The sequence below is a fragment of the uncultured Arthrobacter sp. genome (genome assembly GCF_947493765.1).
Lineage (GTDB): Bacteria > Actinomycetota > Actinomycetes > Actinomycetales > Micrococcaceae > Arthrobacter_D.
Genome location: NZ_CANLSZ010000001.1, coordinates 350,201 through 364,480 on the forward strand (window position 1 = coordinate 350,201; position 14,280 = coordinate 364,480).

Annotated in this window: 15 protein-coding genes; 12 read left to right on the forward strand and 3 right to left on the reverse strand. The window is 69.9% G+C overall.

Features of this window, described 5'->3' with window-relative positions; all coding sequences use genetic code 11:
• Positions 1 to 2 precede the first annotated feature (2 nt).
• Together Q0747_RS01680 and Q0747_RS01685 are read left to right on the forward strand one after the other, a co-directional pair.
• Entirely contained in the window at positions 3 to 1,034 is a 1,032-nt protein-coding gene (locus Q0747_RS01680; protein ID WP_298251520.1) for an ABC transporter permease, read from the forward strand.
• On the forward strand, positions 1,034 to 2,815 hold the full coding sequence (locus Q0747_RS01685) for an ABC transporter ATP-binding protein (protein ID WP_298251521.1): 1,782 nt from the start codon (positions 1,034 to 1,036) through the stop codon (positions 2,813 to 2,815). Before Q0747_RS01680 ends, Q0747_RS01685 begins: the two co-directional genes overlap by 1 nt.
• Positions 2,816 to 2,934: 119 nt before the next feature.
• On the opposite strand, the gene Q0747_RS01690 is transcribed toward Q0747_RS01685, so the two are convergent.
• The 3 genes from Q0747_RS01690 to Q0747_RS01700 all read right to left on the reverse strand — a co-directional run bounded on the left by Q0747_RS01690 (position 2,935) and on the right by Q0747_RS01700 (position 5,222).
• A complete protein-coding gene (locus Q0747_RS01690; RefSeq protein ID WP_298251522.1) occupies positions 2,935 to 3,900 on the reverse strand; it encodes a zinc-binding dehydrogenase in 966 nt (321 codons plus the stop codon).
• Positions 3,901 to 4,248: 348 nt separating this feature from the next.
• The gene (gene rsrA / locus Q0747_RS01695) at positions 4,249 to 4,509 is read right to left on the reverse strand and encodes a mycothiol system anti-sigma-R factor (protein ID WP_298251523.1); all 261 of its coding nucleotides are present in this window, start codon (positions 4,507 to 4,509) and stop codon (positions 4,249 to 4,251) included.
• Positions 4,506 to 5,222 (reverse strand): sigma-70 family RNA polymerase sigma factor, encoded by a 717-nt coding sequence (locus Q0747_RS01700; RefSeq protein ID WP_298251524.1) that lies wholly within the window; start codon positions 5,220 to 5,222, stop codon positions 4,506 to 4,508. Before Q0747_RS01700 ends, rsrA begins: the two co-directional genes overlap by 4 nt.
• Before the next feature lie 315 nt (positions 5,223 to 5,537).
• On the opposite strand from Q0747_RS01700, the gene Q0747_RS01705 reads away from it, so the two are divergent.
• The 10 genes from Q0747_RS01705 to Q0747_RS01750 all read left to right on the forward strand — a co-directional run bounded on the left by Q0747_RS01705 (position 5,538) and on the right by Q0747_RS01750 (position 14,203).
• The gene (locus Q0747_RS01705) at positions 5,538 to 6,086 is read left to right on the forward strand and encodes a DoxX family protein (RefSeq protein WP_298251525.1); all 549 of its coding nucleotides are present in this window, start codon (positions 5,538 to 5,540) and stop codon (positions 6,084 to 6,086) included.
• A 4-nt stretch (positions 6,087 to 6,090) separates the two neighbouring features.
• Complete coding sequence (gene aroA, locus Q0747_RS01710) at positions 6,091 to 7,461, forward strand: 3-phosphoshikimate 1-carboxyvinyltransferase (protein ID WP_298251526.1); 1,371 nt, start codon at positions 6,091 to 6,093, stop codon at positions 7,459 to 7,461.
• Entirely contained in the window at positions 7,458 to 8,588 is a 1,131-nt protein-coding gene (rsgA, locus tag Q0747_RS01715) for a ribosome small subunit-dependent GTPase A (RefSeq protein ID WP_298251527.1), read from the forward strand. Before aroA ends, rsgA begins: the two co-directional genes overlap by 4 nt.
• Positions 8,589 to 8,748: 160 nt before the next feature.
• Positions 8,749 to 8,952, forward strand: a complete 204-nt coding sequence (locus Q0747_RS01720; RefSeq protein WP_136454193.1) for a cold-shock protein — start codon at positions 8,749 to 8,751, stop codon at positions 8,950 to 8,952.
• Between the two features lie 153 nt (positions 8,953 to 9,105).
• A complete protein-coding gene (gene hisN, locus Q0747_RS01725; protein WP_298251528.1) occupies positions 9,106 to 9,915 on the forward strand; it encodes a histidinol-phosphatase in 810 nt (269 codons plus the stop codon).
• Positions 9,916 to 9,945: 30 nt separating this feature from the next.
• Positions 9,946 to 10,803 carry a class I SAM-dependent methyltransferase gene (locus Q0747_RS01730; protein ID WP_298251529.1) on the forward strand — a complete coding sequence of 286 codons (858 nt, stop codon included), beginning with the start codon at positions 9,946 to 9,948 and terminating at the stop codon, positions 10,801 to 10,803.
• Positions 10,804 to 10,805: 2 nt separating this feature from the next.
• The gene (locus Q0747_RS01735) at positions 10,806 to 11,732 is read left to right on the forward strand and encodes a metal ABC transporter substrate-binding protein (RefSeq protein ID WP_298251530.1); all 927 of its coding nucleotides are present in this window, start codon (positions 10,806 to 10,808) and stop codon (positions 11,730 to 11,732) included.
• Entirely contained in the window at positions 11,729 to 12,493 is a 765-nt protein-coding gene (locus Q0747_RS01740) for a metal ABC transporter ATP-binding protein (RefSeq protein ID WP_298251531.1), read from the forward strand. The genes Q0747_RS01735 and Q0747_RS01740 overlap by 4 nt, the downstream gene beginning before the upstream one ends.
• A gap of 1 nt (position 12,494) precedes the next feature.
• On the forward strand, positions 12,495 to 13,478 hold the full coding sequence (locus tag Q0747_RS01745) for a metal ABC transporter permease (RefSeq protein WP_298251532.1): 984 nt from the start codon (positions 12,495 to 12,497) through the stop codon (positions 13,476 to 13,478).
• On the forward strand, positions 13,478 to 14,203 hold the full coding sequence (locus Q0747_RS01750) for a metal-dependent transcriptional regulator (protein WP_298251533.1): 726 nt from the start codon (positions 13,478 to 13,480) through the stop codon (positions 14,201 to 14,203). Before Q0747_RS01745 ends, Q0747_RS01750 begins: the two co-directional genes overlap by 1 nt.
• Positions 14,204 to 14,280: the final 77 nt, after the last annotated feature.

Consider the following 14,280-nt stretch of genomic DNA (forward strand, 5'->3'; position numbering starts at 1 on the left):
CCATGAGCAACAACGACAAGCAGCGGGACGATTCCCGCCCCTCCGTGGAGCTGTCGGAGCTGACCCTGCTGAGCCAGGACTCCGACATCGCGGGTTCCCCGCGCACCCGGGACCAGACGGCGCGCGTCCAGACCGAGGCCAAGAGCCAGGGCAAGCTGATCCGCGAGAGGTTCTTCCGGCACAAGGGAGCCCTCGCCGGCATCACGCTCCTGGTGCTGATCTTCATCCTGGCCTTCAGTTCCATCGGGTTCGCCGGGATCCCCGGCTGGTGGGACAAGGAGTACGACGTCCTGGCCGACCGCTTCAACGAGGGCAGGCCCACCCTGACGCTGTGGCCCTTCAGCCTCGGCGAGCACCCCTTCGGGCAGGACGTCCTGGGCCGTGACTACTTCGCCCTGACCATGCGCGGCACGCAGACCTCGCTCATCATCGCCTTCATCGTGGGGCTCGTGGCCATGGTCATCGGTACCACGGTCGGTGCGATCGCCGGCTACTTCCGCGGCTGGACCGAGGCGTTCCTCATGCGCATCACCGACGTCGTCATCACCATCCCCACGCTGGTCATCGCCGCGGCGGTGGCGGGCATCGTCGCGAAGGCGGGCATCATCCCGTTCGCCCTGTTCCTCGGGGTGGTGACGTGGACGGGCCTGGCGCGGCTGGTCCGCGGTGAATTCCTGTCCCTGCGGGAGAAGGAGTTCGTCGAATCGGCCAAGTCGGTGGGCGCGAGTTCCGCCCGGATCATCTTCCGCCACATCCTGCCCAACACGGTGGGCGTCATCATCGTCTCGACGACGCTCGCCATCTCGGGGGCCATCCTCCTGGAGACGGCCCTGAGCTACCTAGGGCTCGGCGTCACCGCCCCGGACACGTCCCTCGGCAAGGCCATCAACGACAATCGCTCCGCCCTCACGGTGCGGCCGTGGCTGTTCCTGTGGCCCGGCGCCTTCATCATCGGGATCGCCCTGGCGGTCAACTTCATCGGTGACGGCCTCCGCGACGCGTTCGATCCCAAGCAGACAAGGGTGAAGCAGTAATGAGCTCCAGCACAGTCGTCATCTCCGACGAACAGACCCCCGTCCACAGCGGCCCCATCCTCGAGGTCTCGGGACTCGGCGTCGAGTTCAATGTCGACAACGAGTGGGTCATGGCGGCCGAGGACGTCTCCTACCGGATCCGTCCCGGCGAGATCCTCGCGATCGTGGGCGAGTCCGGCTCCGGCAAGAGCATGTCATCGCTGGCCCTGCTCGGTCTGCTCCCCCGCAACGGGCGCTGCACGGGCAGCGCGAAGATGCAGGGTAACGAACTGATCGGCGCTCCGCAGAGCACGCTCCGGAAGATCCGCGGCAACGACATCGCCATGATCTTCCAGGAACCCATGACGGCGCTGAACCCCGTGCTGACCGTGGGCGAACAGATCCGCGAGGCCATCGAGCAGCACACCGAGCTCTCGCCCGCCGATGCGAAGAAGCGCGCCATCGAGCTGCTCCTCATGGTCGAGATCCCCGAGGCCGAGCGGCGGTACGACTCCTACCCGCACCAGTTCTCGGGCGGCCAGCGGCAACGCGCCATGATCGCCATCGCCCTCGCGAACGACCCGATGCTGCTCATCGCGGACGAACCCACGACGGCGCTCGACGTGACGGTGCAGGCCGAGGTGCTGGATCTGTTGCGTACCCTCAACAAGCGGCTCAACAGCGCCGTCCTCCTCATCACCCACGACATGGGGGTGGTGGCCGATCTCGCCGACCACGTGGTGGTCATGGAGAAGGGCAGGATCGTCGAGGCCGCGCCGACCGCGCAACTGTTCTCCTCCCCCACCCAGGACTACACGAAGCAGCTCCTCGGCGCCGTCCCCCACCTCGGCTCGAAGGTCGGCGGCGTGCTGACCGACGTCGAGGTGGTGGACGGACGCCTGGAGCTCCACGAGGAGTACGCGGAGGAGGCCCGGCGCGCGCAGGCGGAGCACAGCGCCTCCGGGGTAGAGCCGGCCCTCGAGCTCGTGGACGTGGACATCGAGTATCCGGGGCGCTTCCGCCAGCCCGCCTTCAAGGCCGTCAGCGGGGTGTCGATCACCATCAATCCGGGTGAGGTCATGGGCCTGGTCGGCGAGTCGGGGTCGGGGAAGTCGACGATCGCGCGTGCCGTCACGGGTCTGATCAGGACCTCCGGCGGGAGCATCTCCATCAACGGGACGGACATCACCACGCTCAGCGCCCGCAAGCTCAAGCCGCTGCGCAAGAGATTCGCGATCGTCTTCCAGGATCCCGCGGCATCCCTGAATCCGCGCCTGTCCATCGGCGACAGCATCGGCGAGCCCCTGCTCCTCCATGAGAAGCTCGGGCGCGAGGAGCTCGACAAGCGCGTGGCCGGCCTCCTGGACGACGTCCAGCTGCCGATCGCCTTCCGCAACAGGTATCCGCACGAGCTCTCCGGCGGGCAGCGGCAGCGCGTGGGTATCGCCCGCGCCCTGTCCCTGCGTCCGGATCTGCTCGTCGCCGACGAGCCGACCTCCGCACTCGACGTCTCGGTGCAGGCGGCCGTGCTCGAGCTGCTGCAGGATCTGCAGCGGGAGCGGGGCTTCGCCTGCCTCTTCGTGAGTCACGACCTCGCCGTCGTCGAGCTCCTCGCGAGCCACATCGCCGTCCTCAACAAGGGTCGGCTCGTGGAGCAGGGCAGCACCGAGCAGGTGCTCAAGTACCCGAGGGACCCCTACACGCGCCGTCTGCTCGCGGCGGCTCCCGTGCCCGATCCGCAGGAGCAGTCGAAGCGCCGCGAGCAGCGCTCGATCATCCTGGCCGCGGGGACCACCGAGTAGCGCCACCAAGTAGGGCCACCGAGCAGGTCCACCGGGCGGGCTCACTCAGTGGACCCCGCAACGTGAGGAGCCCCTGTCGTACGCGACAGGGGCTCCCCACATCTGCAACCGGTGATCGATCAGTGGCGGAAGACGATCTTGCCGAAGACCTCGCCGTCGAGCATCCGGCGGAATCCGGCCGCCGCCTCCTCGAGGGGAAGGACGGTGTCAATCACCGGGCGGACGCCGGTCGCGACGAGGAAGCGGGTGAGCCGGAGCATCTCGTCCCGGGTCCCCATGGTGGAGCCCAGGACCCGGAGCTGGAGGAAGAACACGCGGTTCAGATCGGCCGACGGCGCCGGGCCGCTCGTCGCACCGCAGGTGACCACGGTGCCGCCCGGAACGAGGGAGCGCAGGGAATGGGCCCAGGTGGCCTCACCCACCGAATCGAAGACGACGTCCACGCGCTCCGGCAGCCGGGCTCCGGCGTCGAACACCTGATCCGCGCCGAGGTCCAGCGCGCGCTGCCGCTTCTCCTCGCTGCGGCTCGTCGCCCAGACCCGGAAGCCCGCAGCCGAGGCCAGGGCGATGACGGCGGAGGCCACCCCGCCTCCGGCGCCCTGCACGAGCACCGTCGAGCCCGGAGCCGCGGGCGAGACCGTGAAGAGCATGCGGTACGCGGTGAGCCAGGCCGTCGGCAGGCAGGCTGCCTCCTCGAAGGAGAGCTCCGCGGGCTTGGGCACGAGATTGCGCTCCGGGACCCAGACGTAGTCCGCCATGGTCCCGGGGTGACGTTCGGAGAGCAGGGAGCGGCTGGGATCGAGCGTCTCGTCGCCGCGCCACTCGGGCGAGGACACGACGCCGTGGACGATCACCTCGTTGCCGTCGTCGTCGATCCCGGCCGCGTCGCAGCCGAGAATCATCGGCAGCCGCTCCTCGGGAAGCCCCACGCCCTGCAGCGACCACAGGTCGTGGTGGTTGAGGCTGGAGGCGACGACCTCGACCCGCCGGAAGCCCTCCGGTGCGCCCGGTGCGTCCAGCTCCCCGATGGTGAGGCCGCCGAGGGGGTCGTCTCCGGACTGGGTGGCAGCATAGACCGCGCGCATACGTGAGCTCCTTCGGTGGCGGATGATCCTCCTCATCCTAGGTGAGCGCATGCGGCACGTCACCGGCGGTGTGGGATACTTGGATGCAGCCCTGCGGATCCGGAACGTCAGAAGGAGAGAGCCATGAGCAAGCGAGCACGCAAGAAGCGCGATCGGAAGCGCGGCGGCGCGAACCACGGTAAGCGCCCCAACGCCTGACCAGGCGTCAGCAATGACGAGAGAACCTCCGGCACCCATGGGTGCCGGAGGTTCTCTCGTTGAGCTGTACTTCTCGGTCATTCAGCTGTACTTCTCGGTCAGCCGTACTGGTGCGCGCTCGTCCCAGCGCCTGATGATCCTAGCGCCGGATCAGTGGTCCACGGTCTTGAGGTGATTGATGCGCCCCAGGATGGTGGCCTTGAGCGTGGCCGGGGCCACCTCGGTGCAGGAACGCTTGACCACCGAGCGGATCACACACTCGAGATCGTGCTCCTCGGCGCACTGGGGACACCCGTCCAGATGGTCCTTGATCTCCACGAGGTCCTGGTGGGAGAGTGCCCCGTCCAGGTACTCGTACAGCCGTTCGATCCTCGAGTCGGCGCAGTCGCCGAGGCTCTCGCAATCGCTCATTTCGTCGTCTCCTGTTCCTTGCCGACCGGAGCCGCGACCTTCGACGCGGCAGCGCTTCCTTCACTGGTTCCTGCAGTACCCGCCGTCCCGCGCCCGAGCCCGCGCTCGTAGGCGTACTCGGCGAGGATCTCGCGCAGCAGCTTGCGCCCGCGATGCAGCCGGGACATGACCGTGCCGATGGGGGTGTTCATGATCTCGGCGATCTCCTTGTACGCGAAGCCCTCCACGTCGGAGAAGTACACCGCGAGGCGGAAGTCCTCCGGGATGGCCTGCAGCGCACGCTTCACGTCCGAGTCGGGCAGATGATCGAGTGCCTCCACCTCGGCGGACCGCAGTCCGGCGGAGGTGTGCTCGGCGGCCTTGGCGAGCTGCCAGTCCTCGATGGTGTCCGAGTGGGACTGCAGCGGTTCACGCTGCCGCTTGCGGTACAGGTTGATGTACGTGTTGGTGAGGATCCGGTACAGCCAGGCCTTCAGGTTCGTCCCCGGCCGGTACTGGTGGAACGCGGAGAAGGCCTTCGTGTAGGCCTCCTGCACCAGGTCCTCGGCGTCGCTGGGATTGCGTGCCATACGCATGGCCGCCGAGTAGAGCTGGTCCACGTACTGCATGGCGTCGCGCTCGAACCGCGCCTTGCGGTCGCTGTCCGACTCCGTCGAGACGTCCAGCTGGGCGTCCTCGGCCTGGTTGCTGCCTGCGGGGGCTGTTGTATTCATCGAGCTGAAGTCTACTCGTCCGCGCTGTCGCGGCACCGTGCCGACCACGCGCCGTGGCGCCGTCGACAACTGGAAATCCGGTCTCTCGACCGTCGTGGTGCGTGTGCCCGTCATCCGTGTCACCTCTTTCCGTTACCCCTGGTGCAACCTCTCCTCCGGTCCCCTTATTCCGATCAGCATTCCGGTCCGCCCGCCCACTCCCGCCGTCGCGGCCCACGGATCGCCCCGTCCCGGCGGCCGTGCCAAACTAGACTCAGCATGCTTGGTACAACACAATCGAGCCCGGCCCAGGCCGCCGGGAACCTGGAGGCAGTTATGACCCTTGTCCGTGTACTCGCCCGACCGCTCATCGCCGGCAGTTTCGTGTTCTCCGGCGTCGAGCGCCTCCGCACGGCCGGCGCCACCGCCCCCCAGCTCAAGCCCGTCCTCGCCGGTGTCACCAAGGTGGTCCCCTCCGCCGCGGCGGTGACGAGCAACGAGAAGCTCGTGGGCCAGGTCCTCGGCGCCACCCAGATCGGGGCAGCCCTGCTGCTGGGCATCGGCCGGTTCTCCCGGTTCTCCGCCCTGCTCCTGACGGTCACCGCCACCGTGAACACGCTGGTGGACTACCGCTCCGCGGACTCCGCCACCCCCGAGGACAAGAAGGCACGGCGGTCGCAGCTATTGAAGAACCTCTCCCTGATCGGGGCCGTGCTGCTGGCCTCGGTGGACACGAACGGCAAGCCGGGCATGGCGTGGCGCGCAGGTCACCTCGCCGAGGGCGCCCGCAAGAATGCGGTGGGCCTGAGCAAGGATGCACGCAAGCAGCTGAAGAAGGCCGACAAGGCCGTCCGCAAGACCGCCTCCGACGTCGTCGGTTCCTAGGCACATGGCGGCACCATCAGGTGGGGGCGCGGGGCACGGGCTGTGGCCGGCGCCCCACCTGACGGGCCCTGTGGACGCGGAGATCTCCATCCCGGGATCGAAGTCGCTCACGAATCGCTTCCTGGTCCTCGCGGCGCTGGCCGACGCGCCGAGCATCATCAGGAGGCCGCTCCATTCCCGTGACACCGCGCTGATGATCAGGGCCCTGGAGGACCTCGGGGCGGTCGTCGACGAGCTCCCGGCGCATGCGGACGCGGACCCGGACTCCGGCCCCGATCTGCGCGTGAGCCCGCTGCCGGACCCCACGGCCGACGGCCCGCGGTCCATCGACTGCGGCCTCGCGGGGACCGTGATGCGCTTCGTGCCGCCCCTGGCCGCGCTGGTCCGCGACGTCACCGTGTTCGACGGCGATCCGCACGCGCGCCGTCGTCCGATGGGGAGCACCATCGCCGCCCTGCGCGGGCTCGGCGTCCGCGTGGACGACGCCGGGGCCGGCAGCCTCCCGTTCCGTCTCCACGGGGAGGGGAAGGTCGACGGCGGCCGGCTCGCCATCGACGCCTCCGCGTCCTCGCAGTTCGTCTCCGCCCTCCTGCTCGTGGCAGCCCGCTTCACCGACGGGCTGCACCTCGAGCACGTGGGCGGATCCGTGCCGAGCCTCGATCACATCCGGATGACCGTGGAGCTGCTGCGCTCCGTCGGCGTCGCCGTCGACGACTCCGAGCCGAATCACTGGCGCGTCTCCCCCGGGAGGATCCGCGCCTTCGACGTCGCCGTCGAACCCGATCTCTCCAACGCCGGCCCCTTCCTCGCCGCCGCGGCCGTCACGGGCGGAACCGTCCGTGTGCGGAACTGGCCGGTCGGCACCACCCAGGTGGGCGATCGCTGGCGGGAGATCCTGCCGCTCATGGGGGCGTCGGCGGAACTCGACGGCGATCTCCTCACCGTCACCGGCGGGTCCTCCCTGCGCGGCGGGGTCTTCGCGGAGACGTCCGAACTCGCACCCACCGTCGCTGCCCTGTGCGCCCTGGCGACGACGCCGTCCACCCTCACCGGCATCGCCCACCTGCGCGGGCACGAGACGGACCGGCTCGCTGCCCTCGTGGCCGAGATCAACGCCCTGGGCGGCGACGCGGAGGAGACGGCCGACGGTCTGCTGATCCGGCCGGCCCCGCTGCAGGGCGGCGTCTTCCACACCTACGACGATCACCGCATGGCGACGGCGGGGGCCATCGTGGGTCTCGCGGTCGAGGGCGTCGAGGTGGAGAACATCGGCACCACGGCCAAGACCATGCCCGACTTCCCCGAGCGCTGGGCCACCGTGACGGGCACGCATCCTCCGGCCGGCAGCCCGGCGCGCGCGGAGCCCTCCGTATGAGCGAGGCCGGCAACCGCCGCGGCTCACGCGCCTGGGACGAGTCGGACGTGCGGATCCGGCCGAACAAGAAGGGCTCCCGCCCCCGCACCAAGAACCGGCCCGCCTACGAGGACGCCGTGACCGGCCGGATCGTGACCGTGGACCGCGGTCGCTACACCGCCGTCGTCGACGAGGACACGGCGCAGGAGCGGATCGTGGTCGCCGCGCGGGCCCGTGAGCTGCGCCGCGAGCCCGTAGTGGCCGGGGATCTCGTGGCACTCGTCGGGGATCTCACGGGTGGCCCGGACTCACTGGCCCGCCTCGTGCGGATCCAGGAGCGCCGGACGGTGCTGCGCCGCAGTGCCGACGACACCGATCCCGTGGAGCGCGTGGTCGTCGCCAACGCCGACCAGCTGGTCATCGTGGTCGCCGCCGCCAATCCCGAACCGCGGACCGGCTTCATCGACCGTGCGCTCGTGGCGGCCTACGACGCCGGGATCGAGCCGCTGCTGTGCATCACCAAGGCGGATCTGCGGGACCCGGCAGAGCTGCTCGCCAACTACGAGCACCTCGATCTGCGCGTGATCGTGAGCCGGACAGACGACGGCGTGGGCGTCGAGACCACCTCCGACGACGGCGACTCCGCCCGGCTCTCCCACGGCGCCGTGGACGCCCTCCGGGCCGAGCTCGACGGCCAGGTGAGCGTGCTGCTCGGCCACTCGGGTGTCGGGAAATCGACCATGGTGAATGCGCTGACCGGCTCCGCGCGCGCCACGGGCGGCGTGAACGCGGTGACGGGCAGGGGGCGCCACACCTCGTCGTCGGCCCTGGCCCTGAAAGCCGCCGACGCCTCCGCCGGGACCTGGATCATCGACACGCCGGGGATCAGGAGCTTCGGCCTGGCCCACGTGGACGCCGACCGGATCCTCCAGGCCTTCCCCGACCTGGAGCCGGGCACGGAGCGCTGCGAGCGCGGGTGCCTCCACGACGCCAACGCCGTCCACTGTGGGCTCGACAGCTTCGTGGAGGAGGGTCTCGCAGGCGACTCCGGGCCGGTCCGGCTCGCGAGCCTGCGCCGCCTGCTCAGCGCCGGGAGCGCCGACCCGCGCGGACCGGCCCATGACGCCAAGGAGCTCGGACACCAGTGATACAGCCGATCGCTGGTAGACTCAGGAACGTTGTTGTTTGCGCATTATGATTCTGAGCCTTGACCCTCCACCTGGAGTTCGACAGCTTGTGACGATAAGCGGGTAACGAACACCACGATGAGCCCCGAACGTCGGGGCACTCAAGGTAAGGAAGTACAGCATGGCTACTGGCACAGTGAAATGGTTCAACGCCGAAAAGGGCTTCGGCTTCATCGCTCCCGATGACGGCGGCGCGGATGTCTTCGCCCACTTCTCGGCGATCAACTCGAACGGCTACCGTTCCCTCGACGAGAACCAGAAGGTCGACTTCGAGACCACCCAGGGCCCCAAGGGCCCCCAGGCCGAGAACATCACCGTTCTCTAGTCCTCCCGGTGCCGCTCCGCGCGGCGCAGGACGCAAAGCCACCGCAGGGCGCGAGCCCGCGGTGGCTTTTCGCTGTCCGCACCCGTTCCGCCCCGCTCCTGGCTGCCGAGCCGGGGCACGGGAAGTGCCGGTCCAGACGATAGGTTGATCGATATGAGTTACACGCAGGGCTACAACGACGACCTCCGGCTCGCCCACATCATGGCCGACTCGGTGGACGACCAGACCATGTCCCGTTTCAAGGCGCTCGATCTGCGGATCGAGACGAAACCCGACCTGACGCCCGTCACCGACGCCGACAAGAGCGCGGAGAACGCCATCCGCGGTCAGCTCTCCCGGGCCAGGCCCCGCGACGCCGTCCTCGGCGAGGAGTTCGGCAGTACCGGCTCGGGCTCCCGCCGGTGGGTGATCGATCCCATCGACGGCACCAAGAACTTCATCCGCGGGGTTCCGGTGTGGGCGACGCTGATCTCCCTGATCGACGAGGGCCGGCCCGTGGTGGGCCTCGTGAGTGCTCCGGCGCTGGGCAAGCGCTGGTGGGCCGCGGAGGGGACGGGGGCGTACTCCGGCAAGTCCCTGGCCGCCGCGCACCGCCTGCGCGTCTCGAACGTCTCCCGCCTCGCCGACGCCTCGCTCTCCTACTCCAGCCTGTCGGGCTGGCGGGAACGCGGCGCCCTCGCCCGCTTCGTGGACCTCACCGACCAGGTGTGGCGATCGCGCGCCTACGGTGACTTCTGGTCCTACTGCATGGTGGCGGAGGGCGCGGTGGAGATCGCGTGCGAACCGGAACTCAATCTCTACGACATGGCGGCCCTCGTGCCCATCGTGACGGAGGCCGGTGGCCGCTTCACCTCGCTCGACGGTGAGGACGGTCCCTTCGGCGGCAACGCGCTGGCCACCAACGGCACCCTCCACAGTGACGTACTGCGGCTCCTCAACCCCGACGTGGATGACCTGCTCTAGCACCTCCCCCGCTGCCTCCGGGTCCCGCCGGTGACGTCCGGGCCCCGCCTCGGCGGCGAGCGCCGCCTGGACCTGGCGAGTGCCTACCTGTCCGGGGCCGACCGCTACGCCCGGGTGCGCCCCGGCTACCCGGCGGGGATCGTCGACTGGATCGTGGACCGGACCGTGCCGGACGCCGTGTCTGATGACGGTGTGCCCGATGAGGGTGCGAAGGATGAAGGCGTGTCCCAGGGCGCGGTGTACGCGGCCGACGTCGGAGCCGGCACCGGGATCTTCACGGGCCTCCTCGCGGACCGCGGGCTGCACGTGAGCGCCGTGGACCCGTCGGAGGAGATGCTGGGGGTCCTGTCCCGGCAGCTGCCGGAGGTCCCGGTGATCGTGGGAACCGCCGAGGAGTCCTTCCTGCCCACGGCATCCGTGGACCTGGTCACACTGGCGCAGACCTGGCACTGGTGCGATCATCCCGCCGCCGCCGCCGAGGCCGCACGCGTGCTGCGCCCGGGCGGCCGCCTCGCAGTGGTGTGGAACCAGCTGGACGTCTCGCGACCGTGGGTCCACCGGCTCTCGCGCATCATGCACGCCGGGGACGTCTACTCCCCCGCGTACCGTCCGGAGTTCGGACCGCTCTTCGCGCCACCCGAGGACCTGCTGGTCCGCTGGACCCAGGAGCTGACGGCGGCCGACGTCGTCGACCTCGCCCGTTCCCGCAGCTACTACCGGCGGGCCTCACCGGAGCTGCGCGCCCGCGTGGACGCGAATCTGCTGTGGTACCTGACGGACTATCTGGCGTTCACCCCCGACGCCCGCCTCAAGCTGCCCTACTACACCCATGCCTGGCGTGCGACGAGGAAAACAGTGGAGGACCACGCGCAGCAGCGTTATATTTAGGCATGCCTAAAAATTTGCGGCCGGGTGGACGACGGAAGCTCTCCGTCGGTGCCGGGCTGACGATCCTGGGCATCGTGCTGACAGGGTGCGCTGCTCCGGCTCCTCCCGAGGACGCCGATGAGCGGCCGCTGGTCCTGACCACCTTCTCCGTCCTCGCGGACCTGGCCGACGAGGTCGGCGGCGGTCACGTGCGGGTCGAGTCGATCACGAAGATCGGGGCCGAGATCCACGGCTACGAGCCCACGCCGTCGGACCTCGTCGGCGCGCAGGACGCCGATCTCATCCTGGACAACGGGCTGGGGCTGGAGCGCTGGTTCGAGCGCTTCCTCAATTCCGTCGACGCGCCCCACGTGGTCCTGTCGGAGGGTGTGGAGCCGGTGGACATCCGGTCCGGGGACTACTCGGGCCTGCCCAATCCGCACGCCTGGATGTCCCCGGTGGCCGCGCAGACCTACGTGGCGAACACCGTGACAGCGCTGTCCGATCTCGATCCTGCCCACGCCGCCGAGTACGAGGCGAACGGCCGGAGGCTCACCACGGAGCTGGAGGGGATCGCCTCGGACTTCCGCGCCGGGCTGCGGGGCGCGGCGTCGAGGGCACTCGTGACGTGCGAGGGAGCCTTCTCCTACCTGGCGCGGGACGTCGGGCTCCGGGAGGCCTTCATCTGGCCCGTGAACTCCGACGCCGAAGGAACCCCGCGGCAGGTCCGGGAGGTGATCGACTTCGTCACCGAGCACGACGTCCCCACGGTCTTCTGCGAGTCGACCATCAATCCCTCCGCCCAGGAACAGGTCGCCCAGGCGACCGGCGCCACTCTGGGCGGCACCCTCTACGTCGACTCCCTCTCCGAGGCGGACGGCCCCGTGCCGGGCTTCCTCGACCTGATCCGCTACGACCTGCGCGTCATCACCGAAGGACTGACCCCATGACCTTGACGGACACGCAGCGCACCACCCCCGTGATCGAGGTGGACCGCCTCGGCGTCACGTACGGGCAGGTCCGCGCCCTCCAGGACGTGAGCCTCTCCCTGGCACCGGGCAGGATCTGCGCCCTCATCGGTGTCAACGGTTCCGGGAAGTCCACGCTCTTCAAGGCCCTCATGGGCCTCGTGGCTCCGGATACCGGTGGGGTCTCGCTCTTCGGCCTGCCGATCGCGGACGCCCGCCGGCGCCAGCTCGTGGCGTACATGCCCCAGACCGAGGACGTCGACTGGACCTTCCCCGTCTCCGTGGCCGACGTCGTCACGATGGGGATCTACGGCCGCCTCGGACCCACCCGGCGGCTGCGGGAGGCGGACCGCACCGCCGTCGACGTCGCACTCGACCGGGTGGGACTGGCCGAGCTGCGGCGCCGACAGATCGGCCAGCTCTCGGGTGGCCAGCGCAAGCGCGTCTTCATCGCCCGGAGCATCGCCCAGGACGCCCGGCTGCTGCTGCTCGACGAACCGTTCGCGGGGGTCGACAGGACGAGCGAGCGCACCATGGTCAGCCTGCTCAAGACCCTGCGCGACGAAGGCCGGTCGGTCCTGGTCTCCACCCACGATCTCGCGGGTGCCCCGGCGCTGAGCGACGAGGCCATCCTCCTGCACGGCAGCGTCCTGGCGCACGGCCGGCCCGCCGAGGTCCTCACCCCCGACAATCTCGCCCGCGCCTTCGGCCAGGCGGCCACCACCCCGGAAGACGAGGCCTGACATGGATGTCCTGGCGTTCCTCCTCGAACCCCTCCAGTACGGGTTCCTCACGCGCGCCCTCGCGGTCACCCTCGCCGCCGCCGTCGTCGCCGCCGTCCTGTCCTGCTGGCTCATCCTCATGGGCTTCTCGCTCATGGGCGACGCCGTCTCCCACGCCGTCCTGCCCGGTGTGGCCCTCGCCTACATCGTGGGGATCCCCTTCTCCATCGGCGCGTTCGTCTTCGGGGCCGGCGCCGTGGCCCTCATCGGGATCGTCCGCTCCACCACCCGGCTGAAGGCGGACACGGTGATCGGCGTCGTCTTCACCGCGCTCTTCGCCTCTGGCCTGGCGATCGTCTCGGCCACGCCGTCGCAGATAGACCTGATGCACATCCTCTTCGGGAACGTGCTGGGCGTCTCGGCGGGCGAGGTCTGGCAGGTGCTGGTCCTCGGGGCCGTCACGCTGGTGGTCCTGCTGCTCAAGCGGCGCGATCTCACGCTGCTCGCCTTCGACCGCACCCATGCACACGTGATCGGGATCAACACCCGCCGGCTCTCGGCCCTGCTGCTCGGGCTCCTCGCGCTGACCGTCGTCGTGGGCCTCCAGGCCGTGGGCATCATCCTCGTCGTCGCCATGCTCGTCACCCCCGGCGCCACCGCGTTCCTGCTCACGCGCAGCTTCGACCGCATGCTCGTCCTCTCGGTCTCGCTCACGGTCGTCGCGTCGGTGGCCGGCATCTACGCCAGCTACTACCTGGACATCTCCACGGGCGCGGCGGTGGTGCTGTGCCAGGCACTGGTCTTCACCGTGGTGTACCTCGTGGCGCGGCCGGACGGGCTGCTCTGGCAGCTGGGGCGCCGCCGGCGCTCGGGCCGGACCGGGCGCGGCAGCTCCCCGGCACGGAGCGGAGGCGCGGTCGAGGCAGCCCCGCCCGGCGACCCCCTCCCGGGCCGTGCGCGCACGGGCGACCCGTTGACCGGCACCGCACGCTCCTCGGACGCCTGATGGTCACGCGGCGCGGCCATGTGCTGAGCATCGAATCCACGAGCGTGCAGGACTACGTCAAGGTCCTGTACACCTCCACCGAGTGGCGGGGCGGTGCGATCACCGCATCGCACCTGGCCACCCGCCTGTCGGTCGCGAACTCCTCCGTCACGGGCATGGTCGCCAAACTGGTCGACCTGCGGCTGGCGGAGCACCGCAAGTACGGGCCCATCAGCCTCACCCCGTCCGGCCGCACGCTCGCACTGGCCATGGTGCGGCGGCACCGCCTCATCGAGACCTTCCTCGTCCGCGAGCTCGGGTACGGCTGGGACGAGGTGCACGACGAGGCGGAGCTGCTCGAGCACTCCGTCTCGGCCGCGTTCATCGAGCGCCTCGCCGCGAAACTGGGGCAGCCCACGCGGGATCCGCACGGGGACCCCATTCCCGGCCGGGACGGCTCCGTGCTGTACCCCGACGCGTGCCGCCTCGACGCCCTGGAGGAGGGTCGGACGGGGCCGCTGGTCCGGGTCAGCGACGACGACCCCGGTATTCTGCGTTTCCTCGACCGCAACGGCATCGCCCTCGACGCCGAGCTCGGGCTGGCGCACGGCACCGGAGCCCGCCCGGAGCTCCTCGTGGGGGGCGCCGCCGCGCCGCTGGTGGTCGATGCAGCGCTCCCCACCGCGCTGTGGATCGGGACGGACCGGTCCCGCACGGAGCGCGCGGTGGATCGGACCGCGTCCTGAGTCCGTCGTCGTGAATCGCGCCGCCACGGTCCCCGCTCCTAGACTGAGCGGGTACCTCACACCCCTACACCCGGAAC